Below are 26,630 nucleotides of genomic sequence, written 5' to 3'. Positions count from 1 at the left end.
AGCATACAGGAACCAACTCCCAGGGATTCGCTTAAAACAACTCGCTGATCGGTTTGCCGCCGTTGACGATGGCGATCGGTCGCCCCTCGGGAGACAACAACTCCTTGTGCGGATTGATCCCCAGCTTGGTAAAGATGGAACAGAAGAAGTCCTCGACCTTCAGCGGTCGTTCGCTGGGTGCCGCTCCCTGCTTGTCGGTCGCGCCGATCACTAAACCGCGCGGCACACCCGCGCCTGCAGCGACAATCGACATGGCGCCAGGCCAGTGATCGCGCCCTGCGTCCTTGTTGATTTTGGGAGTGCGTCCAAACTCACCGAGTGCCAACACGAGGGTATCTTCCAGTAGTCCGCGCGCTTCCATATCGAGCAGTAAGGCGGAGAAGGCGACATCGAACGTGGGGAGCCAGCGATCTTTCAAGTATTTGAAAATGTTGGTGTGATGGTCCCAGCCCGCGTGTTGCACGGTGACGAACGGCACTCCCGCTTCAACCAGACGGCGGGCGAGCAAGCACTGCTGACCGACCATCGTGCGACCGTACTCGTCGCGAGTCTTCTCCGGTTCGTCGTTAATATCGAAGGCCTGCTTGGCCAGCGACGAAGTCACCAGTCGATGCGCTTGCTCGTGAAAGCTATCGAGAGCCCGCGCCGGGTCGGCTGCTGCTTCGTCGCCGATTCGCTCCAGGTTATCGAGGGACTTGCGAAGCGCTACCCGCGATTGAGCGCGCCCCTCGGCAATGCCGGGGGGCAAGGTGACATCGGGAAGTTGGAAATCGGGATTGTTCGGATTATTTGAAATCAGGAACGGAGCGTATTTGCTGCCGAGAAAGTTCGGCCCGCCCGAACGTAGCGCCGCAGGCAAGGCAAACTGCACATAGGCGGGAAGTCCCGGCGGTGCACCACGCTCCTTGGCGATGAACGAACCAAGGCTGGGATGAAAGCTCGCCGAGTCTCCGCAGCCGATGGGCACGGGCGTGGGGCGGCCGGTAGTCAGATAGTGATTACCGCCTCCATGCCCCGGATCGCGATGCGCGACGGAGCGAATGACCGTGACCAGGTTCATCACCTGCGATACCTTGGGCAACAGTTCGCAAACTTGAATGCCGGGGACGTTGCTCGCCACGGGACTGAACGGCCCACTGATTTCGACGGGCGCGTCGGGCTTGCAGTCGAACGATTCGTGATGGCTTGGTCCGCCGTCCATCCAAATCAAGATGCAGCGTTTGGCCTTGGCGGCAACAGGCTTGGCACTGCTTTCGCTTGCCGTGGCGCGGAGCAAGGGAGTCAGACCAAGCCCCGTCAGGCCGCAGAGTCCGACCTGCAGAAAGTTCCGACGCGTGTGTCCGTCGCAATAGCGGCTCGTCATGGAACTACCTTGTAAAGGAATCGTGCAGTATTGGGTTCAGTGATTCAGAACAAACTCAGACGAATTCAGCAAAGCCCAGAGAATATCTTCAGCGGCACTCCGCCTTGTCGCTCCGGGCTGGGCAAATGCGGCGAGGGCTTTTGTTTTTTCATCGTCGCGCGGTAGCCGGCCGAAGGCGGCCAAATAAAGTTCGGCGATCAGTTCCGCCGGCGCTCGTTCGCTGGCGGCTAGCTGAGCGACACGACCGACAGGGGAACTGAGTTTGTCGTTGACGGGAGGGGCGTTCATCAGGTGCAAGACCTGGCCCAAGGTTGTTTCGGCCAGACGTTCGCACTGACAGACGGTCTTGCGCTGCGGCCGGCCGAAGGTATCGAGAAACGCGGAGGGAAGTCGATGATCCCACAATTGAACGGCGCGCGTTCCGGGGGGCATCCCAGCAAACGATTCTGATTCGCCAGTGACATCGCAGACGGCATCCAGCAGCACTTCGGCACTCAGCCGTTTGCGGTAGGCTCGCGAGTAGTTCTGCGTATCGCGCAGGTTGTCGGCATTGGGTAACGAACTGAGCCCGTAGACCTGCGAAGTCGCTATCGTGCGGATCAAGCGGCGGAGATCAAAACCTTGGGCGACAAAGTCGCGAGCCAAAGCATCCAAGAGCGGCTCATTGGTCGCCGGGTTCGTGTCGCGCATGTCGTCGACAGGTTCAACAAGGCCACGCCCCATCAGCTGTGCCCACACACGATTCACCAACGCTCGCGCGACGAAGGGATTATCGGGAGCGGCCAGCCAGGCAGCCAAATGCTCGCGAGGATCGGTGTCGGGAACGGATTCCAGTGGCTTGCCCAGCAAGACGCGAGGACTCACGACTTCTTTGGTCTGCGGATGTTTTACATCTCCTTTGTCGCCGACGAAAAAGCTGACGTCGGTTCCGGTTCCCTTTTTTGTCTGCAGGCGCGGGAAGAAAGCGGCCAGGCCGTAGAAATCGTCCTGTCCCCATTTTTCATACGGATGATGATGGCACTTAGCACAATCGAGTCGCACGCCGAGAAAGACCTGGCTGACAGCGACCGACAGATCGTCCGGCTTATCGAATGCGCGAAAGAAATTCACGGCGCCATTCGTATCGCCATTGCCCTGGGCGGTAATCAACTCACGCAGGAACTCGTCGTACGGCTGATTGCGTTCGAGCGAGCGACGGAGCCACTGGTGATAGCGATAGGCCGGCTTGGGACCGAGGTCTTCGCGATTGATGCGGAGCAGATCAGCCCACTTGAGCGACCAGTAGTCAGCATATTCTGGCCGGGCGAGGAGCGAATCGACAAGTTGAACTCGTTTGTCGACAGCTTGATCGGCCAAATACGTGGTCACTTCGACCGGAGTCGGCAGCTTGCCAATCAGATCGAGATACACGCGGCGATGAAAGGTCGCCTCATCGGCCCCTGGTGAAGGAGACAGCTTCAGACGCTCCCATTTTTCCGCCACTAGACGATCGATGAAGTGAGCACGATTCCAACCCGCGAGCTGCGCGGTTCCCAGAAGTTCGCGATTTAACGGTACCGTGACAAAACTGGCAGCGATGAGTTCCTGATAGCGAACCACAATTGCCGAATCACCGGCCATCATCGTCGTCGCGATGCGCCCATCCGGATCAATGGTTGCGCGAGTTTCGTCGTTCGAGGTGTAAACGGCTTCGTTGGTAACGTCACGGTAGCTGCCATCGGAGTACTTTGCCGTGACTAATAACCGTTGCCGCGATTGCGGTTGCATGACGGGCTGCTTGGGTATCACGTCAATCGCGACGACGTGTGGCGTCTCGTCATCGCCGCGGGGCATTCCCGCGTCTACCCAGCGGAGGAGCCGACGATACTCCGTCGAGTCGACGTCCAAGCGCTGCCCGCCGCCATGCGGAACCTGGTTGACCGCTTTGGTCAATAACAACGACTGGCGGGGCGCCGCAGGAGAGAGACGTCGCCCGCGACCTTCACTGACGAGGGCATGATAGTCGGCCTTGATGTCGTGCCCGAACACGGACAGTTTGAAACCGTTTTGGCCACTTTGCTTGCCGTGGCAGCCGCCCGAATTGCAGCCGGCTTTTGTCAGCACAGGAATGATATCCCGACCAAAATGCAGGGATGGAAGCTGCGTGGGATTCTCCACCTTCACGTCAACCGAAAATGTTCGTCCGCCGAATTCCGCAGTGATCTTGGCGGTCCCGGTTGCGACTGGCAGAACGACACCTTCAGCAGTAACGAGTGCAATGGTGGGCTGCGAGGATTGAAATTTCGCTTCGTCCGTGGTGTCGAATTCGCCCCCGTCGCGCAGCGCAGTGACCAGAAGTTGTTGGCTCGCGTCGGCTCCGCGCAATAAGGGGGCCGGTGGATCAATTCTTAGCGAAGTGATGCCCGCGGCCGAAGGATCTGCGGAGGCCAGCACCAGCGCGATGAAAACAGAGCAAACCATCAGCTGGCTTTCGCTCAACCTGGGTGGTTGGTGGCAGGAGGGAGTGTGGTGAGGTTCACATCAGATTACATGGATGCGTAGTTCGATACAAGCTGATCCTGGGAGGTTCCGGTGGGACTAACGCCTGGGTTGAAAGGCCGGGTCGCCGAATTGCCAAAGCAAGAAGGACGAGATGTCGGCATCCTCAGCTTGCTGCTGAGTGCGCGTGGAGCCAATGCCGTGCCCGGCATGATAGTCCACGCGAAAGAGAACCGGTTTGCCACTGGCCGAGGCTGCCTGCAGGCGGGCTGTGGTCTTGGCCGAAATCCAGGGTTCGACGCGCGGATCGTTGGCGCCGTGCGTCAGCAGCACGGCCGGGTACTTTACCCCGTCGCCAATGTGATGCAGCGTGCTCATTGCGAGCAGACCTTGAAACTCGTCGGCTTTAGTCGTGGTGCCGAATTCAGGCACATTAGGAGGGCCATTCATGGTCGTTTCGAAGCGTAGCATGTCGGTGCAACCGACCGAAATATGGGCCGCCGCGAACAGATCGGGCCGTTCGGTGATCGAGCGCCCAATCAAAATGCCTCCGGCGCTACCGCCTTCGCCAGCCAGTTTGGCAGACGAAGTGTATCCGGTTCGGACGAGGTACTCGGCGCAGGCAATAAAGTCCTTCCAGGTGTTGGGCTTGGTTAGTTTGCGCCCCGCGTGGTGCCATTCTTTGCCAAAGGCACCCCCGCCGCGGACATGCGCCACCGCTAATACGCCACCCCGTTCCAACCAAGCCAGGTCGGTCGGTTTGAAACGCATGGACGCCGTGAAGCCATACGCGCCATAGCCGGAGAGGAGCGTCGGATTTAAGCCGTTCAATTTGATATCGCGGCGGTGAATGATGGAAAGCGGAACCTTCACGGCGTCATGACTGGTGACCATGACCTCGGTCGAAGTGAGCCAATCCGGCGCGTCGAACTTGCCGGTGGGGAGGAGCGCGGTATCGGTCAGCTTGCCGGTTGCTGGCTCATATTCATACAGTTTGCCAGCGCGGGTCCAAGAACGCGTGCTGAGAAATATACCGGGCAGATCAGCACGCGCAGCCGTGATGTGGGCCGCTGGTTCATCCTGGGGAAGTTCAATCAATTCGGCATTGGCCGGCGATGCGTAGGGGACTCGCAGAATTTTGTTAGGAACACCCACGAGCACGCCGACATAAAGCGCGTCTTTGGCGACCGCCAAAGAATCGACGACTTGCTCACTCGGCGGCACAACCTCTTCTGCAGTTGCAAAATCGGGATGGGTGAGCGAGGTCCTTACGACCTTGAAGCGCGGAGCGTCGTGCGCGGTGAGGAGATAGATGTCGTCACCATGCACGGCAAACTCCGTAACGAGATCGGTTCGGTCACAGACTTTTGTCCAGCGCGGCGCGGGCGAGCCCAATGACTCCTGTCGGGTTACGTAAAGGGTGATATCCGTTTCGTCCCCGTGCTTGATTTGTCCGATGGCCCAGGCGGAGCCAAGGGGCGCGATAACGGCCGGAAAATCCATTTCAGCCATCGGCGGTGAACCGGGAGCACCATTGGCAAATACCAGGCTGTCTTGATTGGGATTGCTCTCCAACTTGTGCTGAAATGCCTGTGTGAACTTATAGCCATCGGCGGCGGGAGCGTCGGTGCCGATCTGTCGCCGCCGACTGTAAACGAAGCTCTTACCATCCGGCAACCAGTAGGGAAGTGCATACTCGGCCTCAATGCGATCGATGCTCTCGGGCAGATCCTGGCCGGTTCGCCGGTCGAAGATTTTCAGCGTCGTCTGCTCCGATCCCGAGGCAGCAAACCCGTAGAGCAACTGGCTAGCGTCTGGCGAAACGCGATAGAACCCGAGCGTAACGTGGCCGCCTCCTGCGGGCGGAGGAAACTTCTCGGGATCGATAAGCAACCGCTCAGTGCCACGCTGTGATTCGCGGACGTAGAGCTTGGCGACGTTCTCTCCGGCAAGTTGCTTAAAGTAAAACAGTTCGCCGCTGGGCACGCGGGTCAAACCCGACAAGGTATATGGAATCCCGGCATCCAGCTCTTGAATGCGCGCGAGCAGTGCTGCTCGGCCTGGTAGCGCCTCGAGCGAACGCTCGGTATACTCGGCCTGTTGCTTTACCCAGGCTTGCACCGCAGAGTTTTTGAAGTCCTCGAAGTACCGATAGTGATCGGTAATCGTCGTCCCGTGATAGGTATCAACGACAGTCTTCACAGGAGCAACGGGGGGCGGTTCAGCCATGGCGAATGAGTATGTCAGCGAATGGAAACAAGCCACGACGAGCACAAGACGCATCAACAAAGGCAGCGCAGACATCAGATAATGATTTCCTTCAGCACTTCGCCGGCGACATCGGTGAGCCGGAAGTCGCGCCCATTAAAGCGATAGGTCAATTTGGTGTGTTCCAGTCCGAGCAGATGCAGCAAAGTGGCGTGTAGGTCGTTGACGTGCACCTTATTTTCGACCGCCTTATAGCCGAACTCGTCGGTGGCGCCGTAATGCAAACCGGCTTTCACGCCGGCACCTGCCATCCAAATGGTGAAGCCGTTCGGATTATGGTCTCGACCTTTCGCGCCCTGTGAATCGCTGGTACGGCCAAATTCACCGCCCCATATTACGAGCGTCGATTCGAGCAGTCCGCGAGCCGACAGGTCAGCCAGCAACGCAGCTGCGGGCTGATCGGTATGCAGTCCGCAAGAGCGATGATTCGTCTGCACATCGGTGTGGCAGTCCCACGGCACATCGTTCACACTCCCGTCGCCACCGACACCCTTACCCGCGAAAATCTGGACGAAACGCACGCCCCGTTCGACCAAGCGACGCGCCAAGAGGCACTGCCGCGCAAAGGTGGCACACTCGGGTTTATCGAGACCATATTGTTGGTGCGTGGCGGCAGTTTCTTTCGTCAGATCCATCGCCTCTGGCGCTGCCATTTGCATGCGATAGGCCAGCTCATACGAATTGATTCGCGCGGCGAGATCCGTTTGCGTGGGCCGCGTTGCCGCATGTTCTTGATTCAACTGTCGCATTAGGTCGAGCTGCGACCGCTGCTGAGCGTCGGTGTGTTTATTATCGCGCAGCAGGTTATCGATGGCCTCTTTGCGGCGGGCATCGAGCGCCAGCGCTTGGTACGTTTTGGGCAAGAAGCCTGCCGACCAGATCTGATCGTCGCCGCGGGGGCGCGTGTCGTGCATCACCACGTACGATGGCAGATCCTGATTCAGCGACCCAAGGCCATACGTCAGCCAGGCACCGAGTGCAGGCAGTCCGGGGCGGTTCGTGCCGCACATCAGTTCGATTGAGGCCGGAGCATGGTTGTTCTGGCGCAAGTACATCGAATGGAGGAAGCACATCTTGTCAACATGTTGCGACAGGTGCGGAAAAATCTCCGGTACCCACGAGCCCGACTCACCGTGCTGCTTCCACTCGAATGGCGACTTGAGGCACTTTCCGCTGGTGGTGAAAAAGCCCGTCTTGGGATCAGAACCAGCCAGTTCTTGGCCATCGCGTTTTTGCAATTCAGGCTTGTAGTCCCAAGTATCGACTTGCGATGGGGCTCCCGTCATAAACAGCCAGATAATCGACTTCACCTTGGGGGGGAGGTGCGGCTGCTTCGGTGCGAGCGGCCCGGCGGGTATCACGTCCGCTTGCGAATCTTTTTGCAACATACTCGCGAGCGCGAGTGAGCCGAAACCGAGGCCGGCGGATTTGAGGAATTCGCGACGTTTTGGGAGATGTAAGTTGTCGTTGAACATCACATTCGACCTACTCCCTCTCCTCGGTACTCCGGGGAGAGGGTTGGGGTGAGGGGTTAGGACTGCAAAAGAACCTAGCAATTCCGTATCAATCAATCGATGCGGACAAATTCAATGGCCGGAGTGAGCAGGCGCCGGTGCCACTGCTCGTATTAGTCGACATACACAAACTCATTCAAACACAACAGCAACTGGCAAACCTCCACCAGCGCCTTATCCGTCGCCGCAGCATCCGTTCCCAGCATGGCCTTTTGCTGTTCCACAAACGCCACCAGGCGAGCCCTTTCAGGTTCGGTCGGCAGCCGAGCGAAGGTGATTTGATAGGCCTGGTCAATCGCCGCAGCAACCGACGTGTCCGCATTCGGCTTGATCCGCTGCGCCAGTTTCTCGGCCTGTTGGCGGACAAACGGGGAGTTCATCATCGCCAGCGATTGCGTGGGCACAGTGGTACTAATTCGTTCCCCAATGCTTTGCGTCGGCTCCGGGGCATCGAACATCGTCATCAGCGGAATCAATTCACTCCGTTTCACGCGCAGGTAAATACTGCGGCGCGGAACGCCATCGAGGATGCTGGGGCCGTACATTTGCTTATCGAGATTGCCGCCAATGGCGAGGAGCGAATCTCGAATCAACTCCGCATCCAGACGGCGGGGCTGATAGTGCCACCAGTACCGATTCGCAGGATCAATTTTCAGATTCGCAGCACTGACATCATTCGCCTGCTGATAAGTAGCGCTCAGCATGATCAACTTATGTAATGGCTTGAGTTTCCAGTCGTGATTCACAAACTCGCTCGCCAGCCATTCCAGCAATTCAGGATGGGTCGGTCGTTCGCCTTGTGCGCCAAAATCGTTCGGCGTCCCGACAAGTCCCTGGCCAAAATGATGTTGCCACAAACGATTGACCTGCACGCGTGCCAGCAGCGGTCCAGCACCTTGCTCAACGTTTGTCATCCAATCGGCCAGCGCGATGCGTGGCTCAACGGTGCTAGCTATTGATGGTCCGGCAACTGTCGTTGATGTCGAAACCGGAGATGACGTTTCGCGCCGTAAGACTTGAATGAAGCCGGGCTCTGCTTTGCCGAGTTTATTCTCGACTTCGCCGCGCCGCAGCAGAAACACGTCCTGTCCGCCAGGAACAGTGGTGTAGACCTCGCTTAACTTCGGGCGAGGCTCGGCGGCGGCATGGTCGCGCACGGTGCGGAAGGCCTTGGCGGTCTCGGCATGAAAGGGAGCCAGCCACCGCGTCATTCCCTCGTACTGTGCGGCCGGAAGCTTGTTTCCGTTGGTTGCCAGAATAGCTCGAATTTCGCCCACATGTTGTGGGACAAAATCTCCGGCCCACGTGGCCGGATTGGCTTCGGTGCTGAGCGAGAATCGCAGGCGGCCGATGCCCAAATCGCGGAACTTCAGTTCCACAACCAATTCGGTTCCACCGGCAAAGCCGGCCAGCGGAGCTTCCAGTTCAAATACCGCTGCATTGTCCTTCTTGGCATTTGTCTTCACCACCCAAGCGGTGGCCGGCATGCCATCGACAGCCTGAGCCAGGGGCTGATCTTTGTCTTCAAAGGCCGCGAAGACTGGCTTCAACTTCAGAACTTGTGGTGGATCCTTCAGTTTGGAATCCAAAGGGCGCGCGGTGACTTTCAACTCTGCCAGTTGAAAGCTGCCGTCGTTGTTCACTCCGGGGCCGCGCTGCGGAAGTGACTTGTCAGTGAACGCATCGAGTCGGAACGACATCACGTTCTTTTGGTGCGTATGAAACTTCAGGCTGTAAGTTTCGGCAGCTGCCACTTTGCGACCCTGACCGCGTTTTGGCACGTTCACACCGGCCACGAGCAATCCATCGTGAGCGAGGATGCCGCCAGGCAACTCCTTAAGCCATGAACGCTCAGCGTCCCAGTCGACGGCTTCCATAATTTGCCAGCGCGGTGCTTCAGGCTGCTTGCCGAGCTCGGCCGCTCGCCAGGTTTCAAAGTGTTTCGGCAGTTGCTCAGCCGCGAACCGCTGCAGGCTCTTTACTAGCGGCTCGTGGGCGGCACTGTGTGCCTCCATCGCCCGCTGTGTGGCACTCGGGTCGGGATCAAGCGTCCGCGAGCCGTGTCCCGTCTTGGCTAAGGCAGCTGCCAGTGCATAGTAATCTTGCTGGGGAATGGGATCGTACTTGTGATCATGACAACGAACGCAGCCCAGCGTGAGGCCAAGCATCGAGCCACCCACGGTCATGAGCATATCGTCGAGTTGGTCGTAGCGAATTCGTTCGACTGTCTTGGCTGTGATCTGCCCCGGATAAGGCCCAGCCACGAGAAAGCCGCTGGCTGCGGCACTGGCATAATCATCGGGCTGCAGCTTATCTCCGGCCAACTGCTGACGCACAAATTCGTTGTAAGGAAGGTCGTCGTTGAGAGAACGGATGACCCAGTCGCGATAGTGATAAGCTCCGCCACGAAAGCCATCGAACTCGTAGCCGCCACTCTCGGCATAGCGGGCTACGTCGAGCCAGTGCCGCGCCCACTTTTCGCCATAGTGAGGACTGGCAAGTAGTTCGTCGATGACTTTTTCGAATGCCTGGGGCGAATCATCGGCCACAAAGGTTGCTATTTGTTCCGGCGTGGGAGGCAAACCGATCAAATCGAAATAAGCGCGGCGAATCAACTTATCTTTGCTAGCGGGACCATTCACCGTCAGCTTGTGCTCAGCGAGCGCTGCCTGGATGAACTGGTCGATGGGCGTTTGGATGCGAGCGCCCGTCGGCACCGGCGGCGGATTCACGGCTCTGAGCGGTTGAAACGACCACCACTGGCGACCTTCTTCGAGGTTGATTTCTCGTTTGGCTTTGACGACCTTACCATCCTGCCGCGGGTCAGCAGCGCCGCTGTCGATCCACTTGGCGAAGTCAGCGATAATCTCATTCGACAGCTTGCCAGTCGGTGGCATTTCGAAGCCATCGAACTTGAGTGCCTTCAGCAGCAGGCTCTCGGCCGACTTCCCCTTCACAATCGCTGGGCCACTTTCTCCACCCGCGAGGATTCCCGCTGCCGAATCGAGGTAGAGATCGGCTTGCAGCTTTTTCGCTTCGCGCGCTTCGGCCGAATGACAGCTGTAGCAGTGCTTTACCAAGACAGGACGAATTTTCTGCTCGAAGAATTGCAACTCTTCTTCTGCCGGCCCTTGCGCGCGGGCATGTACCGAGAAAAACATCAGCAGCAGAGTAATGAACCAGCCTCGTCGCATCGTCGAGTCCCCGTCAACCGATCAGCGATTACGAATTCGATCAGCCCAGTCTAGCCGGTAACCGCCATAAATACACCTTTAGCAGCAGTAGTTGTCCGTTATCAAAGCTAACGAAAATGCCGCCTGTGATAATTTCGCAGGCAACACATAGCACGTGGTATAGTCGTCCCAGCACCAAGACCTGAAGCGCGAGTATCCACTGGGGAATGGAAGCGAAATTGGAATCAAAACCTCAACCCCCTCCGCTACAGCAACTCGTGCTGCTGGTAGCCCTGTTTTTGGTTGCACTCATTGCGATTCCCAGCTGGATGGTCGTGCTGGGTTGCTACCTGGTCGCACTGCTGCTGGTAAATATTCGTGTCGCCTGGTTGCCGCGGTGGCCCGCGAGCGGAATCAGCTGGTTTCGCCTGGCGTTGCTGGCAATTGTTCCTGCCGTGCTCGTCGGTCGAATGCTCGGTGGCCAGAATCCCGCCAAGCAACTGGGAACGTTACGCGAAAACATTGCTGACCGATGGGCGCTGGAGCAGACCCCCTCGATCGCGCCGGGGCTGCTTGTCACTTATCAGCCGCAGCGATATTTGATTCATGCTCCGGGCGAGAACAATGTCTCGGTTCGTTGGACTTCCGAGTCACCCGAATTGCCAGCCATTGATCTCGGCAACGGCGTCCATTTGCTGGACTTTGATCCAAGGTCCGATGTCGCCCTCACAAAGCTATCGGGCAATTCGCTGACCTGCACAATCATCGCTGGTGGCAAGCCTCATCAGCGAGTGCTTCGCCTGATTCAGCCGCAGGCCCATCCGCGGCAACTGCGCTCCGATGCAACCGTCGGCATTGCGGCGACGGTCAGCGAAGAGACCGACGAATTATTAATAGTGCGCCGCGATGGCACCCATCACCGGGTAGCGGTTGGCGATGGACCAACCGACTGCGCTGTGTTCGATAGTGGCCACAAGATTGTCGTGGCGCATCGCTTTGAGCCCGAACTGTGGGTAATTGACACTGCCCAAGCGAAGGTACTATCGCGAGTTCCGGCAGGTACTTTTCAATGCCGGCTGGCGATTTCAGATGACCGCCAGCGTTTGGCTGTCGCCTTGGACGGCGTGCAGCCTGGTATACGCCTGTTCGATTTGCCCGCGCTGACCGAACTGTCATTCGTTCCGCTAAAGTTCTCGCCCGATCTGCTGGAATTCGGTTCGGCCCGCGATGAACTCATTGTGACCGATCGTCGCGGGCGGGGAATTGTTCGACTGGCCGAACAACCCCGCGAACAAACTAGTGAATCTGGCGAAAAAGCAAATGCGTGGGCCCAAAAAGGCCAGACTCTTTTCTTTCCCCGTCCAATCTCCACGCTCGGCAAGACGCCCGAGCCAACCAGGCTTGCGTTAGCAACGACTGCATCGTTTTTGACCTCCGGTCAACCGCTGGCGAATCACTTTTTAGAAAATACAGTTCACACGCTCGATCTGGATCAATGGGCGATTGTCGCGACGCAAATCACCGACCGCCGCGGACTGGAGCAGGACTCGCCCGGCGATACCGAACATGGAATCTCGCCGCTAGCGCTCGGGGTCATCGACAACCGCTTGTATGCCGCCTTCGCGGGGAGCAATGAAGTTTCGGAGTTGTCTCCAAATGGTGTCGCGAAGGAGTATCTGTCGCTGGATTCCTATCCACTCTTCGCGCCGCAGGGACTGGCCGACTTGGGAAATGGCCTGTGGTCCGTTTCTTCTCCGGTCGATGGCAATATCGGCCTGTTTGACCTGGAGGGGAATCTGCAGCACTTAATTTCATTCGCTGCTGCCGAAGATGAACTCGCCAAGTCCAATCCTGCTGAACTCGCACGGCGTCAGGGGGAGCGAACATTCTTTGAAGGGACGCGGGCAGGCATCGCTTGCCAGAGTTGCCATCTGGGTGCCGATTCCGATTTTTGCCTGCATGATATCGGGCAAGGTAAGCCGGTCGATGTCCTCTCCGTGCGTGGCGTTATTGGCACTTCGCCTTACTTGCGCGACGCCAGTCATTGGCGACTGCGCGATCTGCACGATGTGGCCGTCGATGGCTATCGCGATTATCAGGACCGTGTTCCTTGGGATCGGGCAGCGGCGCTCGATGCTTACCTGCAGAGCTTGCCGCTGAATGTGCATGCTCGACAACGCGAGAAGCTCGATGTCGAAAAAATGCGGACCGGCGTGTCGGCCTTCTTCGCTGCTGACTGTGCCACTTGTCACGCTCCCCCAGCGCTCACGAACCTGGGGCAGCAATCGGCAGCAAGTTTGTTTCCCGATTATTACGGCCCCATGGGACCGGCCGCCGGTGCCGATAACTTTTTGGATACACCAACCTTACGCGGCATTTCTCTTTCGCCACCCTATTTGCACGACGGCCGGGCACCAACCTTGCGGGCGGTTCTCAGCGACTGGAATCGTGCGGGGAGGCACGGCAACACGAAGATTTTGTCGAATGAACAACTCAACGACCTGATCTACTTACTCGAGCAATTATGAGCCCAGTTCCCGATCAAGCGCAAAAGACGCCGCTCGATACGCTTGTGCTGCTGGCCGCTGGCATCGGCCTGGCGATCTGGTGCGTCGTTTCTTTTCGCGCGGGGGGCTATTACGTGCAGCGCGATGTGTTCGCCTGTCAGTTGAGTGGCTATGCAGCGCTCGCCTATCTGGCTGTTTCGCTGTGTGCTGGACCGCTGTTGCGTGTCGCCTCGCTGGCTGGATTGCGGGTGGAGCGAGAGTTTTCTGCTCGGCTTAGCCGCAACGCGGGAATAGCGTCTGCCCTGGCTGCCGGGCTACATACGGTCATTTCTCTGATGACCTATCTCAAGCACGATTGGTGGATCGTCCTCACACTTCCCTATTTGCAATGGGGAGTGCTGGCGCTATTCGTATTACTCGTGCTTCTCGTCGGCAGTTTCAAGCCGTTGATGTCGCTCGTCCGTTGGAAAATCTGGAAGCCGCTCTTCCGCCTTTCATTTCTGGCCGCGATTTTCGCCTTCTTCCATGTGATCTATGCTCCGTTCAGCCCCACGATCCTGATTGTCTCGCTTTTCGCTAACGCACTACTGGTAAGCTTGTTCCGTTGGTTGCCGCAAAGAAAACAATCAAAGCCTACGGAACCGGTTGTCGTCCTTGAAGCCCCAATAGTCGATACCTCGCTGCGCAAAAAAGATCCGGCATAGTCACCTGACTACGCCGGCCTTAAAGAAGCATCTACTCAACAACTAGCCCTATGGCCGCCAGCCATGATTATGGCCAGGGTAGTAAGGGCGATAGGGGTTGTAGGGATTGTATGGTCGATATGGATTATAAGGATTGTAAGGTCGATACGGGTTGTACGGGTTATAAGGATTGTAAGGTCGATAGCCGTGGCCATGACCTCCACGACCGTGTCCACCGTGACCGGCCAGATCACTAATGCCGTGAATGATTGAACCGATGCCGTGGCCCGTATGGTGACCATTCTGCAAATCACGAATGCCGTGAATGATCGAACCAATCCCGTGGCCAATATTTTGACGGCTGGCGTCTTTGAGTTTGGCTAGGGTGTCGGTTAACTGGGCGTTCGATTCCTTTGGCATGCTGCCCCGCGCGTCGCCCATGATCTTCTTCAGGTGACTGCGCTGAGTCTCTGAAAGAGTCACGAGCACGCTCTCTTTATCGGCCAAACCTTCTTCGAGATTGTCGAAGTAGGTCGCATCCCCCAGAATGCCGGCGGCCTTGGCCCCGTTGATGGCCTCTTGGTAAAGGGCCAACTGATCGGGCGTGGTTTCGGTCGCCGAGACCGACATGGCTGGATCAACCTTGCGGCTGCTGCCGGCAAGTTTGCGGGCCGCGGCAACTTGTTCCAGCGTAGCAGTGTTCTTGGTGGCTCCACAGACATTTGCGAGGCGATCGAGCGTGGCGGTGTCGCGCTTGTCGGCAGCAACTTTCGCTGCCAATTCGAGCAGTTGCTTGCTGCTGACGGCCTTGTGGCTGCGCATTAGAATTCGTTCGCCTTCAGCCAATTGCATGGCGCAGTCGGTCAGCAAAACAGGGTCGAGGGTGTCCCAAGCCTGGCCGATCAACAGGATGTCGACGTACCGATCGAAAGCGGGATCGACCAGGTCGAAGTCCAGCGGTGCCGGAGCTTCTACGGCCGCAGCAGCTGTCGGGGCGACTTTCCCCTCCTGGGCCTCGGTCGATAGCAGAAATGGCACGCCGATTAACAGCGCTGCCGCCGCGATGGCGACAAAATTTACCTTCTTAGTCATTTGGGGATACTCCAGAGAGAACTTAGTGATAACAAACACTGGTTCGCGAGACTGACTCGCGTTGATTTCAGAATTAAACAGTTCAGGCACGGCCAAGGCCTTCTACGTTTGCTTAGCGATTGCCGCACCAACCGTGGGACTGCCCACCTTGGCCATACAATGAGGGGCTATAACAAGGGGGACGCGGATAGCCTTGTTGGCCATACTGAAACTGGTACTGGTAAATATTTTGATAGGGGCGTGGGTACTGTTGTGGATAACGCTGTTGATAGTAGCCGTTGTGACCTTGCCCAAAATTGCCTGTAAATCCAGTTTGCCCTTGGAATCCGTGGCCACCTCCTGCGCCAAAACCTTGCTGAGGCGGTTGACCAAAGCCACCCTGTTGACCGAACCCGCCGGCTCCTCCGCCCATTTGACCTTGGTGGTCAAATCCACCTGTGCTCGTAAATGGGTTAAATCGCGACTCGCGGCTGACTTCCTTCAGTTTCATCAGCGTCTCACTGAGTGCTGGATTGGCTTGCTTCGGCAGCGCAGGGAGAGTTTCGCTGATCAGCGTCTTGAGGTAACTCCGTTGCGTCGGAGACAGGCTCACGAGAATGCAGTTCGTGTCTGCCAGTCCGGCTTCCAGGTTTTTGAAGTAGGTCGCATCGCCGAGCGCAGTAGCAGCCTTCGCACCGTTAATAGCCTCTTGATAGAGGGCCAATTGATCGGGTGTGGTGGCAGCTGCGGGAACCGACAGCGCGGGATTCACGCTTCGGCTGGCCGAGGCCAATTTGCGGGCAGCGGCGATCTGTTCGCTGGCAGCGGTGTTTTTGGTCACTTGAGCAACGTTCGCCAGGCGATCGAGCGTAGCGGTATCGCGCTTGTCGGCGGCGATCTTCGCTGCCAGATCCAGCACTTGTTGCGAGCTGATGGCCTTATGGCTGCGCATCAAAACCCGCTCGCCTTCGGCCAATTGCAGGGCGCAGTCAGTCAGCAGAACGGCATCGAGCGTTTCCCAGGCCTGACCAAGCAGCAGCAGATCGACATAGCGCTCGAAGGCAGGATCGAACAGATCCGGCGCAGCAGGTGCTGCTGCGCTAGTCGCAGCCGGTGCCTTTGCATCGTCGGCAGCTCCTGAGATTAGATAGGGGACGCTGACCAGCAGCGCTACCGCGCCCAGCGCGATGTAATTCACTTTTCGGACCATCATGTGCGAAACTCCGAGATGTTGTTTACCGACTCATCACGCGTGCCAAACAGCAGCGTGCTTATTACTGTCAATCCAAGCGGTACTACGGCGAGCGAGTAAGAACTCTTCCGCTATTGCCCAAGCCGAGGGCGGGTTCGCCGTTCGAATCCGTCGTCACTGTGGCAGTCATGGGACCTTCTGCGAATCGCTGCCCGGCACCGAGCGTCAGTTGACCGTTGGCAAACGCGATCGTTCGCTGCGCGGCTGGTACCTTCTTCGATAGCTGAGCAATTGGACTGTTCAGGTCGACTTCGCCATCCTCCGAAACGGCAAACTGCTGCAAGTCGTAGGTACCATCCGCGTTGAAGTCGTATCGAATCAGGATTTCGTCACCTAAGCGATTGCGGGTCACTTCGAACCAGGTGCCTTGCATCGAAGCTGGCAATTGATTGGCCACCACGGGCCCGCCAGGAACTTGCGGCCGAAGTTTAATTACCCCTGGCCGCGGATTGTTGCCGCCGGGTCCAGGATTCGGTTGCCCTGGCGCATTGGGCTGGCCTCCACCGCCGGGCGCAGCGGCGGGTTGATCCACTCGTTTGATTTGAACCGCGGTTCCGTTGAGCGTTAGCATCAAGATGCCGGGAGTGGAGCTCGAAACTTGAAAGAGCTTGTCACCCAATTGCAAGCCGTTGGTCGAATAGCGCGCAGAAGCCGTGGAGCGACCCGTTTCTTGGACTCCCTGCGCGGTCTGAGCTGTATCGATGGTGATAAACTTGCCATCGGGGGTGAATTCGACAAAGGTTGCCCCGCCGGTGCGACCATCCATCAACTGCCACGCGCCAATCAGCCACTGGGGCAACGGCGGTTGAGGTGCGGGCTGAGGTGTAACAGGTCGCACAACTGGATGCGGAGTAACAAATTCCTCTTCGTATTCCTCCTCTTCGAAGTCGTCATCACCAAAGAAACTCATGCCGCCGAAGAGCGAGCCAAAACGACAGCCAAAACCGCGACTGGAGGCCTTTAGTTTCGACAACGTACCGACAAGTGCCTGATTGTCGGCAGTGGGCAATGCAGCGCGAGATTTGCCAACGAGTTTCTGCAAGTTGTCGCGCTGCTGCGAAGTGAGATCCTTGAGCGGGCCCTGCTTGCTCTTGAGGTCGGCATCCAGTTGATCGAGGTACTTGGCATCGCCCAGAATATCCGCCGCGCGAAGCCCTTTGAGGGCCTTTTGATAAATAATCAGTTGCTTCGGGTTGGTGTCCAATGCAGAGACAGAAGCTGCCGGCTCCGCGCCCCGCGATTGGCCGGCCAACTTCCGCGCGAAAGTGATCTTTTCCAATGCTGCTGTGTTTTTGGCTGCCTCGCATGCTTTGGCCAGTCGCTCGAGTGTTGCCAGATCGCGTTTGTCGGCAGCTATCTTGGTGGCCAGCGCGAGGAGTTGCTCGGCGGTGATAGCGTGATGCGTCCGGTGGAGCACTCGCTCACCTTCGGCCAGTTGCAACGCGCAGTCGGCAAGCAGAGCGGCGTCGAGTTTGTCCCACGCGCGACCCACCATCAGCAGATCGAGATAGCGGCTGAAGGCTGGATCTTCGGCGATTTCGGGAGCAAACGTTGCTTCCGTAGCAACGGCAACCGTAGCCGCCTCCGCCTTGATTGGATCTGCGGCGCTCGCTGGCAACCAGTGAACTGAGAATAATAAAGCCAACGCCACGGCGCGATAGCGTTTGACAGAAAATGGCGATGCCACAGTCATTGGTTTAGTCCTAACATTCCCTGTGTCTTGAAAGCTGATCTTCATTGAGCGGAACGTTCGAGCGCGAGTAAGTCGTTGCCAGAAACGGTGTAGACGGCCCAAAAGTACGGATGAATCCAAGGGTCGCCGGGGCCTTCTTTGCGTCGCTCGGCGAGAAAGCTGCGCTGCGAATCGGCCAGGGCACCGGCAGCCGATTTTCCGGCGACCAGTTCCGTCATGAACGACTTCATTAGTGTGGGGCCGGTGCCGTCGTACACATCCCACAGACCGGAGACGACCGTCGACGCCCCAGCAGTCAGAAAGGCGCGTTCCAAGCCGAACAGATCATCACCGGGCAGCGGACTGCGATCGGCAAGTCCGGAGTAACATGCACTCATGACCACGAGGGACGAGTTCACTTCGCCGCCAAAAAGCTCACCCGCAGTCAGGTGACCATCGTCATCGCGATCACCATGACAAAGGAGATAGCTCAACAGCGGCTCTTCAGCGATGTTCTGGCCATGTGTACCGACGAAGATCATGCCCGGATGACGCAGCGCTTCGCGAATGTTCTTCTCCGACGCATCCTGGCCGATGACCAGTTGCTTGATGCGACTGCCAAACGCTTCGTTCAGGTTTTTCAGATCTTGTTCCACGCCGGGGAGCGGATCGGCTTGTTCAAATTCGACGATGCCCACCGCTCGCACGTCTGCGAAAGTGCCGGCTCGTTGCCGCAACACGTCCCAAGCAGCCAGCGAGGGGGCGCGACTGATGGAGTAGGGCTCGTAGATCAGGAATCTCGGTTGCGGCATTTCCAACTTGCCGCGGGCCGTGGGATCAACCTGCGTGACCAGCGCGGCAAAGGGAAAATAATTCAGCACGTGATGTGGAACCAGCACGACATGCCTGGCTGATTTGAACTCGTCGCGCACCTTGGCGGGCAGTAGTTCATTGCCAAAACGGTTCAGTTCATCCTGCCAGCTGTGATCAAAACCATTTCCCGATGAAGCACGGCGAAACATCTTGTTCGCCTGACCTTCGAAATCGGTGAGCAGTTGCTGCACGCGGCGGACGATCTCGCGGGAGGCGAGCGGCTTGCCGTCAGCATCTGCGAGTTGCCACGCCTGCACTTTGCCTTGCGGATTCACCACGAAACCCCAGGCGCGCTCGGTGCCGAGAAAGTACTCAACTGCTGCGGTGTCTTTCGGCCAATCGGCAAGCAATGCGGCCAGCTCTCTGCCACTGGTTGTTGGTGTGGCCACGTTCCGCTGGGTGAGCACATCTTGCAACGAGCGTGACTTGGCTCCTTCGGCGATTGCTAAAGCGGCTGCACTATCACCGCGGGCCAGCAGCAAGTCGATGATTCGCTCGTTCACGTAACCACGGCGGGCGAAAAAACCAGCGCGACTTCGCCCGGCCCGGTCGGCTGGAATGCGTTCGCGGAGGATTTCGGTGAGGAAGTGCGATGTTTGCAAATGGCGGAGCGCGCGACTGGCTTGCTCCGCGCTGAGCGGCACGTTGTTGCCAGACGGGCGGGCAGCGATTTGGCCTAATAGACGTTCGGCACCTTCGATACCCGTGAGCGATTCCGCTGTAGCGTACGCCAGTAAAGCTTGTTCAGCATGTTCATTGGCCCTTTTCGAATCGCTCGCTCGGAAGGCCAGTTGAGCCAGGGATTCTTGGGCAGCGGCAATCGTAATTGGGTCTAAGCTCTTAGCTTGGGAAACCACTTGTTCGGCCAGTGCGGCAGCTGCCTTGGTTGCAGCGTTCTCGCCAGCAGTGAATTGCCGGTTTCCATCGTTGGCATAGTCGAGCACGCGAATCAAATCGGCGAGCAGTGAATAAAGTCCAGCCAGGTTAATCCGCACGCCAGCGGCCAGCGAGGGTTCTAACTTCTCAGCATGCACCAAAGCCTGTTCGTAGCTGGCTTGCGCTCCGCTCCAATCGTGAAGCGCTCGCAAGATGGGAGCGGGTGAACCGCTGGCCATTTGAAAGGCGTGATTATGAACCTGGTCGCGGGCCCGTGCGAACAGCATGTTGCCGTAGTTATTGTGAGCGCGAAACAGATCGCTCGCTTCGCCACCCTGCAATCGCTGAATGGCCTCTTGATACAGACCATCGGGCGAGTCCAGACTTGCGCCTCCCGCTTCGGCGGCAATGACACCGCGATACAACAGCGCAAGAGCCTGTGAGCGAGGCGTTGCTTCGGCTTGCGGATCCGCCAAGGTTTGCAACGCGGCTTCCCAGTTCCCTTCCTGAATCGAATTTCGAGCCGCATCGATGATTTCAATTCCGGTGGCGGCGACGTCGCTGTTTGGCTTCGCGTCGGTTTCAGTCAGCTTTTTGAGCATGCGGGCTCGCAGCGACGAAAACCAGGCTTCTTTTGCGAGAGCAGGTTTCTGCTTGGCTGCGGCATCAAACCGATCGAGGGCATCGGCCGCGTACGTGCAAAGTTCGCCATCCGCATCGGGCTGACAAGACAAATGCTGGGCCGTCGCCAACAAGTAAGCGGGCGAATCAATGCCCGCAACGACCGCCAGTCGCTGCAGGGGCGCGAGCACGGTGTCATGCACCTCTCGTTCGACCACGACGAAGCTGGTCACTGGGCCATTCCCCGTGCGTAAGGTATAAGCTCCGGGCGGCAAGCCATTTTTCAGATCGGTGGGAAGCTTGGGTATTTCGTTCCAACTCACTTCCGTCTGACCTGCGGAGAAGGGAATGGTGAACAGATTTTGATTCCCGCGCCGCAGCGCGATTTCGGCCGCAGGAAACTTTTCCGTGCCGGCATCGGGCTTACGCCGCAGGGTGATTTTTCCCTCCAGCAAAAAGCCTTGGTCGACGGGAGTCACGAACGTGAAACTGGCGGCGCGGGTGACCACTTGTCCCAGCAACTGCTCCGGCTGAAAAGTCATTCCTTCGGGCCCGGCAGACGAAGCTGAACCACCGCCGCGCGTCGCACTTCGCAGAGCAGCCGACGCCAAGCCAGCCGGCGGATGAGGGGCGATCAAGTTGCCGGGAAGCACGGCCCATTGCTCGGGACCGCCAGTCGACCAAACAGCGATGCCCGAATTCTGTTCATCGCGCCCGGTTGTTGGTACCCGGTACTGCACTACTTCGACTTGACCGGCGGGCGTCAGCCGGATCAAAAAACCTTCGGCGCAAGTCGCTAAATTCACGTTCAGGCAAGTAGCCAACGCGAATACGGACGCTGTCCAAAAGTGTTGAAAGTGGGGGGAACTCATAAAGCACCGTGCGAGGCAGGGATCACGCAGTCACAAACGAATTCGCGAAGTTAAGCGGACAAGAAATCCCCCAAAAAGAACGTTGCTATCTAAGCTCCATTGCGGTAACGCGCAGCAGGGCTCCAGAGATTAATGCCCATTCCGGGGAAAAGCTACTGTTAAAATAGGTAATCTGCGGGCTGGCTTATGATGAGTGGCTGAACGCCAAGCCGTCGAACCGAAGACTATTTTCAAGCAAAATCTGGCGAAAACGGTCGAGCCGGACACGGATCACATCTTCCGGATCGCGCTTCAGAACAGCTGCTCCCAGATCGCGCCCGGACTGTTCAAGCGTGACGATTTCGGCGGTGATGTGAACGACAGAGTACTCACTCAGCGCTGGCCAGCGCGAGTCAGTTTTAACCCACCATCCCTGCAACACTTCCGCAGCAGGAATTAAATCTCCTGAGATCACCAGCACGCATTCGGTCCCCGTCTCGCCGGTGAGTGGAGCTGCCGACTGTATGTCGGGATAGGCGACTTTGGCAACGGTTTCGGCCGAGGAGTATTCCTTGAGTAAGCTAATCTCTCCTTGGCCATTGATCAGACAAAACGCGGCCCGCGAACCAACTGGAACGCTCGCCTCGAGCCGCAATTGATCGCCGTTGATAAGCGGAACTGCGTGAGATAGTTCCTTGTGAATCCCTTCTTGCCAGATGCGAATTCGCAATTCGGGCGAGGCGGCCACCACGGACTGCGGACTGAAAAAGTTCGTCGCCCCCCAAATCACTATTGTGACGACCGAAACAAACGCCACCGCGGCGGCAATCGCTGCCCACCGTCGCCGGGGCAAAGCAGCCGACTGATCCAAGGCCGTGGCAAATTCTGCAGCCGTGGCAAAACGATCGGCCGGGTTGCGAGCAAGCGCACGTTCGCAGCAGCGGCGAAGCCGACCGGAGCCGGCACACCTAGCGAGGAGTTCGCGCCGCCACTCGCAGCGCTGTGCCAGTTGCAATGAGTCTTGCGCCGACTTCGCCTTAAATAGAGCCACGTTGGTCAGCAGAAAATAGAGCACGCCGCCCAATGAAAAAATGTCCGTCGCCGGGCCAAACTTCGCGGCTTCGCAGCGGGCCTGCTCCGGTGCCATGAATTCCAACGTCCCGGCGAGTCCTTCGTCAACGGCGGTTGGCGACCAGGCATGCTCCTGGCGCGCAAGGCCAAAATCGATCAACCGCGGTTCGCCCTGCTCATCAATGACGATGTTCTTGGGCTTAATATCGAGATGCAAAATGCCACGCGAATGTACGAGCGCAAGTGCCCGTGCCGTTTTCGCCACGATCGTTGCGGCCTGCTGCGGCGAAACTTGTCGTTGCCTTGCAAATTGGGCCAGTGTGCAGCCGCGGACATATTCCATCGCAAGATAAGCGCGCCCTTGCGCAACCCCGGCATCGAAAACTTGAGCCAGGTTAGGGTGCGACAGACCAGACAAGATCTTCGCCTCGGCAGCCAGGCTGGCATCGTGCTGCAGATCGAGCGCGCCATCGGGTTCGCGGGCGATCTTCAGCACCACTTCCTTCGCCAGGTCGGGGTGAATGGCACGGTAGACGGTCGACTGCCCGCCCGAATCGAGCGGTGCCACGAGCATGTAGCGGCCAAAGGTTCCTGGGCAAACGATCGGTGCGGTACCAGCCACCCGCAGCGTGGGCTGTTCTGCGTTCAACTCGTCGGGCACAAGTGCGATCGCTGCATGGAGCGAAAGTTGCTTCGCCAAACCTTCGGCAAATAGAGGAAAACGCTCCAGGTAAGCGCCGACGGAGGGACGGGCGCCGTGTGCTTCGGCGAGTGCGAATTCGCCATAGATGATATCGATTGCTCCTTCCTCACCGCAGGCGGCGAGAAACGCCGGGGTGAGAAATTGCTCGGCTGTGAAAGGCCGCCCTTGCAGCCAACCGGCCCGCATTTGTTCCCAGATTTGGCCTACAAACTCGGCCGGCGTACGCGAGGAAAGTGCGCCAGTCACTGCGGCGTCGCTGCGCAGATCCGCAGTATCGTTTGCGCTGACCTGGCTCTCGTCGCCTTTATTCAGTGGCTTGAAAGGCTGTTGATCCGCAGGTTTCATGTCAGCTCTCGCGGATTCCGAGTTCGGTCGCCGCCGCATCAATGGCCCGCGTCATCCGTTTGCGGATTGCGTCCGCATTTCCCCCAAGTTCACTGGCCAAATCATCCCAACTGCGGCCCCCCATCCGCTGCTGTACTAAATAGCGATCGTCGGCACTGAGGCGCTCGCCGACGGCATCCAAAATCTCACGAACAATCAGTGCTTCGCTGGGAGATTCTCCTGGCGCGGCGACGCTGAGCAAGGCGTCTTCGCCGCCATTGGTTTGTCGGCGCGCATCGCGGCAATCAGCTTGCGCCTCCCGGACGCGGTCGCAAACCTTATTGCGGGCCATGGTAATCAAAAGTGCCGCCAACTGTCGTGGTTCTTGAAGCTCGAGTCGTCCTGCAGATATCTCAACGAAAAATTTACACAGAACGGACTGACAAATGTCCAAAGAATCCATAGTTCGCCGCAAAGCTGGCGTAGAAAGACGAAAACGGATGAATCGCCGCACCTCAGGTTCGTAGCGACGTACCAAGACCGTCGCCGCTTGCTGGTCGCCCAGACGGACGCGGCCGATCAGGTCGGCAAATTCAGCTGTTGATGTGGGGTCCACCGCAGTCATGCTGGCTCTTTCCGGGGGCAGGTATTTGAGGAGCAAGCAATGCGGGGCTTATCCTAGACGTGGCAGTTAGCATGTGTCAAAAAGCAATTTGGGAATGCGCAAGGTGATTTTTTCGCGATAATCTGTCCGCATTCTGTCCTCGCTCCGTTCTTGTAGATGAACGGCCAATTGCTGCCGCTTGGAAACGAGTTCCTGCCATGAACACGAAGTTTCATTTTTGCGGACTCGCCAGCATCGTGATCGCTTTGGCAATTGGCTCGCGTTTGGGGGTTGCGCAGCAATCTGTAAATTCACCAAAGTTTGCCCTGCTCATTGGCTGCAGTGACTATCAACACTTGCCCGGGAAGAACTTGCGTGGGCCTAAGAACGATGTCCGCGAACTGGCCCAAGTGCTCGTTACGCGGTTCGCTTTTGCTCCCGCCGATGTGCGACAACTGCTCGCCTGGCCCGACGATGTGGCACTTCGTCCCACACGCGAAAATATCCTCCGCGAACTCGATCAACTCGCCACGAAGGCAGCTGAGGGAACGCAGATTGTAATTTGCTTTTCTGGCCACGGCACGCGCGTGCCAATTCCCGCCGCGCAGCATCCACTCGATCCTAAGAACCCCGAGCCCGATGGTTTTGATGAGGCCTTTGTGGCCGCGGATGCCCGCTTAGTGAACGGCGAGATGCAGAATCTGATTCTCGATGACGAACTGGGCCAGCGATTGCAAAAACTGCGGGCTCAAGGAGCGAATGTGTGGGCCTTGTTCGACTGCTGTCACTCGGGGACCATGTCTCGCGGTGTGGATGACGAAGCCAGTGGCGAGGTCTCGCGCGAACTCGTGGCTGCCGACCTCGGTGTAACTGCGGAGTCGATCAAGCAAGCCGAAGAGAAGGGTGTTGCGGCGGCGGATGGCATGCCCGCAGCGGATGCGCTCAACATTTTCGATGCGCCGGTAGGTGAAGCGACGAAAGGGAGCCTTGTTACTTTCTATGCGGCACAACCGTTCGAGACAGCGCCGGATTTACCATGCCCACCGAACGCGCCGAAGACTGACAAGCACTACTTCGGCCTGCTTACCTATTCGACATTGCAGACGCTGCTACGCGAGCGACCGGCCGGTCAAACGACCTACCGCGAGTTGGGACAGGCGATTGTCGGACGCTATCGCGCCGAACGGGGCACGCGCGGACCAACGCCGAATTTTGCTGGCGATCTCGATCGCGAAGTTCTGGGCCTCCGCACGTGGCCCGGCCGATCGCAAATGCTGTTGCTGAAAAGCGCCGCCGGCTGGGGAATCAACGCAGGCGAGTTGCAAGGTTTATCGACAGGTTCGATTCTCGCCCTCTTTCCACCGGGGAGTGGTGCCGAGCAATTACCCAGTGGTTATCTACGTGTGACGAATGTCACGCCTGCCACGGCAGAAATCGAACCCTGCGAGCACAACATGGTCGCAGCCCTTCCCGAAGCCAAGTGGCAGGAAGCAATGCGCTGCGAAATTGTCTCGCGCCAGCTGGGCGACTTGCGGATCAAATTGTGTGTCGCGCCCGCAGTTGCGGAGTTGCAACCAATCACGACCATTGCCCGCAACGCGCTTAGCGCTCTTTCCACTTCGAGTGCAGAATTGGTCCAAGCCACCGACGATCCGGCTGCTCCTTGGCAACTGCTGGCGGTTTCGCCTGCCTCTGCGCTTCGCGATTATCAGCTCACGATTGCTCAACCAATGGTGCTGCTCATTCGGCAAGGAGAGATTCTGCCTGGTCGCGCCACACCTGGCGGCGAAACGAAAAGCGTGGGGCGAGTGTGGCAGCAGTACGACCCGCGTGATGTCGCTGCGTTTCAAGAAGCACTGGCAGCCGACATCCACAAGATTTTCACCTGGCAGAACCTGTGGCGCATTGCTGGAGGTCATGGAACCGAACTGGCCGATGAGAACAGCAACTTGAAAGTCGAACTGGCATCGCTCGCGGGGGCCGATGACAAGAGCGGCGGCAAGCTGTTGTCGCAAGCGTCCGTTCGGCCTGGCGACTATCTGGAACTGCGAGTGAGCAATGAAGGAGCAAATCGCGAGTGGGTGACCATGGTGTTTTTGGATGCCGACTTTCGCGTAGTCGTCCTCCCTACGCAGCAACTTAACCGCGCCGGAGGCTTCGATGCGGCGCTGCAGCCCATCGTGTTTCAAATTTCACCAAAAGCGTCTGGTCCCCAAAGTTGGTTGATTATTGCTAGTTCGGCGGATGCAAATCGCTTGGAGCCAGATTTTCAATTTCTGGCCCAAAGTGGTTTGGGGCGCGCGGCGCGAAAACCGATCGTCGCCGAGCGTGCGGGCAATTCGCCGTTCGAAGCATTGGCCCTGGCTGTTGCGGGAAAGAAAGGCCTATTTCGCGGCACGGTTACCCCGTCAGATCAGAATCCGAGTTTGATATTGCGCTCGTGGACAGTGACTCATCCGTCCACGAAGTAGACAAAACAACTTCTGCAATGCTACGGCAAATGTTAAGGAGTGACGATCGGGCAGCTTGGAAGCGTGCAGTCCTGTTGAACTGCTTGAATCCGCCCGAAACGCGTAAAAATCGCCCCCAAATCAGTTTGCTCAGGACAACTGCTCCTAAGTACATTAAGTGGCTACCTGGATGTCACCCCTAAGCGTTTTGCCCGCTGGTGTTGAGAAGATCAAGGATGACCTGCCCGTCAGGATGACGCTGATTCCTTTCGAAAA

14 protein-coding genes are annotated in these 26,630 nt (G+C 57.9%); 3 read left to right on the top strand and 11 right to left on the bottom strand.

Annotation, left to right across the window (positions count from 1 at the left end):
* Positions 1-31: 31 nt before the first annotated feature.
* The 5 genes from ETAA8_RS16365 to ETAA8_RS16345 all read right to left on the bottom strand — a co-directional run bounded on the left by ETAA8_RS16365 (position 32) and on the right by ETAA8_RS16345 (position 10,817).
* Positions 32-1,363, bottom strand: coding sequence for a DUF1501 domain-containing protein (locus ETAA8_RS16365; RefSeq protein WP_145090381.1), 1,332 nt, complete (start codon positions 1,361-1,363; stop codon positions 32-34).
* A 36-nt stretch (positions 1,364-1,399) separates the two neighbouring features.
* On the bottom strand, positions 1,400-3,823 hold the full coding sequence (locus tag ETAA8_RS16360) for a DUF1549 domain-containing protein (protein ID WP_145090378.1): 2,424 nt from the start codon (positions 3,821-3,823) through the stop codon (positions 1,400-1,402).
* A gap of 117 nt (positions 3,824-3,940) precedes the next feature.
* Positions 3,941-6,145: a prolyl oligopeptidase family serine peptidase gene (locus tag ETAA8_RS16355; protein WP_145090375.1), complete on the bottom strand. Its 2,205-nt coding sequence runs from the start codon at positions 6,143-6,145 to the stop codon at positions 3,941-3,943.
* Positions 6,145-7,584 carry a DUF1501 domain-containing protein gene (locus ETAA8_RS16350; RefSeq protein WP_145090372.1) on the bottom strand — a complete coding sequence of 480 codons (1,440 nt, stop codon included), beginning with the start codon at positions 7,582-7,584 and terminating at the stop codon, positions 6,145-6,147. Before ETAA8_RS16350 ends, ETAA8_RS16355 begins: the two co-directional genes overlap by 1 nt.
* 152 nt (positions 7,585-7,736) lie before the next feature.
* Positions 7,737-10,817, bottom strand: a complete 3,081-nt coding sequence (locus ETAA8_RS16345) for a PSD1 and planctomycete cytochrome C domain-containing protein (RefSeq protein ID WP_145090369.1) — start codon at positions 10,815-10,817, stop codon at positions 7,737-7,739.
* 218 nt (positions 10,818-11,035) lie between these two features.
* Between ETAA8_RS16345 and ETAA8_RS16340 the strand changes: the two genes are divergently transcribed.
* Both ETAA8_RS16340 and ETAA8_RS16335 read left to right on the top strand, forming a co-directional pair.
* Entirely contained in the window at positions 11,036-13,324 is a 2,289-nt protein-coding gene (locus ETAA8_RS16340) for a hypothetical protein (RefSeq protein ID WP_145090367.1), read from the top strand.
* Positions 13,321-14,007 (top strand): ferric reductase-like transmembrane domain-containing protein, encoded by a 687-nt coding sequence (locus ETAA8_RS16335; RefSeq protein ID WP_145090364.1) that lies wholly within the window; start codon positions 13,321-13,323, stop codon positions 14,005-14,007. Before ETAA8_RS16340 ends, ETAA8_RS16335 begins: the two co-directional genes overlap by 4 nt.
* Positions 14,008-14,055: 48 nt before the next feature.
* Here the strand turns inward: ETAA8_RS16335 and ETAA8_RS16330 are convergent, their stop codons facing one another.
* From ETAA8_RS16330 to ETAA8_RS16305, 6 genes are all read right to left on the bottom strand, one after another.
* Positions 14,056-15,078 (bottom strand): hypothetical protein, encoded by a 1,023-nt coding sequence (locus ETAA8_RS16330; RefSeq protein ID WP_145090361.1) that lies wholly within the window; start codon positions 15,076-15,078, stop codon positions 14,056-14,058.
* Between the two features lie 112 nt (positions 15,079-15,190).
* Positions 15,191-16,270: a hypothetical protein gene (locus ETAA8_RS16325; protein ID WP_145090358.1), complete on the bottom strand. Its 1,080-nt coding sequence runs from the start codon at positions 16,268-16,270 to the stop codon at positions 15,191-15,193.
* A gap of 82 nt (positions 16,271-16,352) precedes the next feature.
* Complete coding sequence (locus ETAA8_RS16320) at positions 16,353-18,002, bottom strand: hypothetical protein (RefSeq protein WP_145090355.1); 1,650 nt, start codon at positions 18,000-18,002, stop codon at positions 16,353-16,355.
* A gap of 41 nt (positions 18,003-18,043) precedes the next feature.
* Positions 18,044-21,127 (bottom strand): CHAT domain-containing protein, encoded by a 3,084-nt coding sequence (locus ETAA8_RS16315; RefSeq protein ID WP_202921883.1) that lies wholly within the window; start codon positions 21,125-21,127, stop codon positions 18,044-18,046.
* 280 nt (positions 21,128-21,407) lie between these two features.
* Positions 21,408-23,321, bottom strand: a complete 1,914-nt coding sequence (locus ETAA8_RS16310) for a serine/threonine-protein kinase (RefSeq protein ID WP_202921882.1) — start codon at positions 23,319-23,321, stop codon at positions 21,408-21,410.
* Between the two features lies 1 nt (position 23,322).
* Positions 23,323-23,925: an RNA polymerase sigma factor gene (locus ETAA8_RS16305; protein ID WP_145090345.1), complete on the bottom strand. Its 603-nt coding sequence runs from the start codon at positions 23,923-23,925 to the stop codon at positions 23,323-23,325.
* A 197-nt stretch (positions 23,926-24,122) separates the two neighbouring features.
* On the opposite strand from ETAA8_RS16305, the gene ETAA8_RS16300 reads away from it, so the two are divergent.
* The gene (locus tag ETAA8_RS16300; protein WP_145090342.1) at positions 24,123-26,375 is read left to right on the top strand and encodes a caspase family protein; all 2,253 of its coding nucleotides are present in this window, start codon (positions 24,123-24,125) and stop codon (positions 26,373-26,375) included.
* The last annotated feature ends 255 nt before the right edge of the window (positions 26,376-26,630 follow it).

Origin of the sequence: Anatilimnocola aggregata (assembly GCF_007747655.1) — a bacterium.
GTDB classification, from domain to species: Bacteria; Planctomycetota; Planctomycetia; order Pirellulales; family Pirellulaceae; genus Anatilimnocola; species Anatilimnocola aggregata.
This window is presented reverse-complemented; position numbering and strand designations above follow the sequence as displayed.

Coding starts and splice junctions, on each gene's coding strand:
- ETAA8_RS16365 (WP_145090381.1), bottom strand. CDS start 1,363: ATGACGAGCCGCTATTGCGACGGACACACGCGTCGGAACTTTCTGCAG.
- ETAA8_RS16360 (WP_145090378.1), bottom strand. CDS start 3,823: ATGGTTTGCTCTGTTTTCATCGCGCTGGTGCTGGCCTCCGCAGATCCT.
- ETAA8_RS16355 (WP_145090375.1), bottom strand. CDS start 6,145: ATGTCTGCGCTGCCTTTGTTGATGCGTCTTGTGCTCGTCGTGGCTTGT.
- ETAA8_RS16350 (WP_145090372.1), bottom strand. CDS start 7,584: ATGTTCAACGACAACTTACATCTCCCAAAACGTCGCGAATTCCTCAAA.
- ETAA8_RS16345 (WP_145090369.1), bottom strand. CDS start 10,817: ATGCGACGAGGCTGGTTCATTACTCTGCTGCTGATGTTTTTCTCGGTA.
- ETAA8_RS16335 (WP_145090364.1), top strand. CDS start 13,321: ATGAGCCCAGTTCCCGATCAAGCGCAAAAGACGCCGCTCGATACGCTT.
- ETAA8_RS16330 (WP_145090361.1), bottom strand. CDS start 15,078: ATGACTAAGAAGGTAAATTTTGTCGCCATCGCGGCGGCAGCGCTGTTA.
- ETAA8_RS16325 (WP_145090358.1), bottom strand. CDS start 16,270: ATGATGGTCCGAAAAGTGAATTACATCGCGCTGGGCGCGGTAGCGCTG.
- ETAA8_RS16320 (WP_145090355.1), bottom strand. CDS start 18,002: ATGACTGTGGCATCGCCATTTTCTGTCAAACGCTATCGCGCCGTGGCG.
- ETAA8_RS16310 (WP_202921882.1), bottom strand. CDS start 23,321: ATGAAACCTGCGGATCAACAGCCTTTCAAGCCACTGAATAAAGGCGAC.
- ETAA8_RS16305 (WP_145090345.1), bottom strand. CDS start 23,925: ATGACTGCGGTGGACCCCACATCAACAGCTGAATTTGCCGACCTGATC.
- ETAA8_RS16300 (WP_145090342.1), top strand. CDS start 24,123: ATGAACACGAAGTTTCATTTTTGCGGACTCGCCAGCATCGTGATCGCT.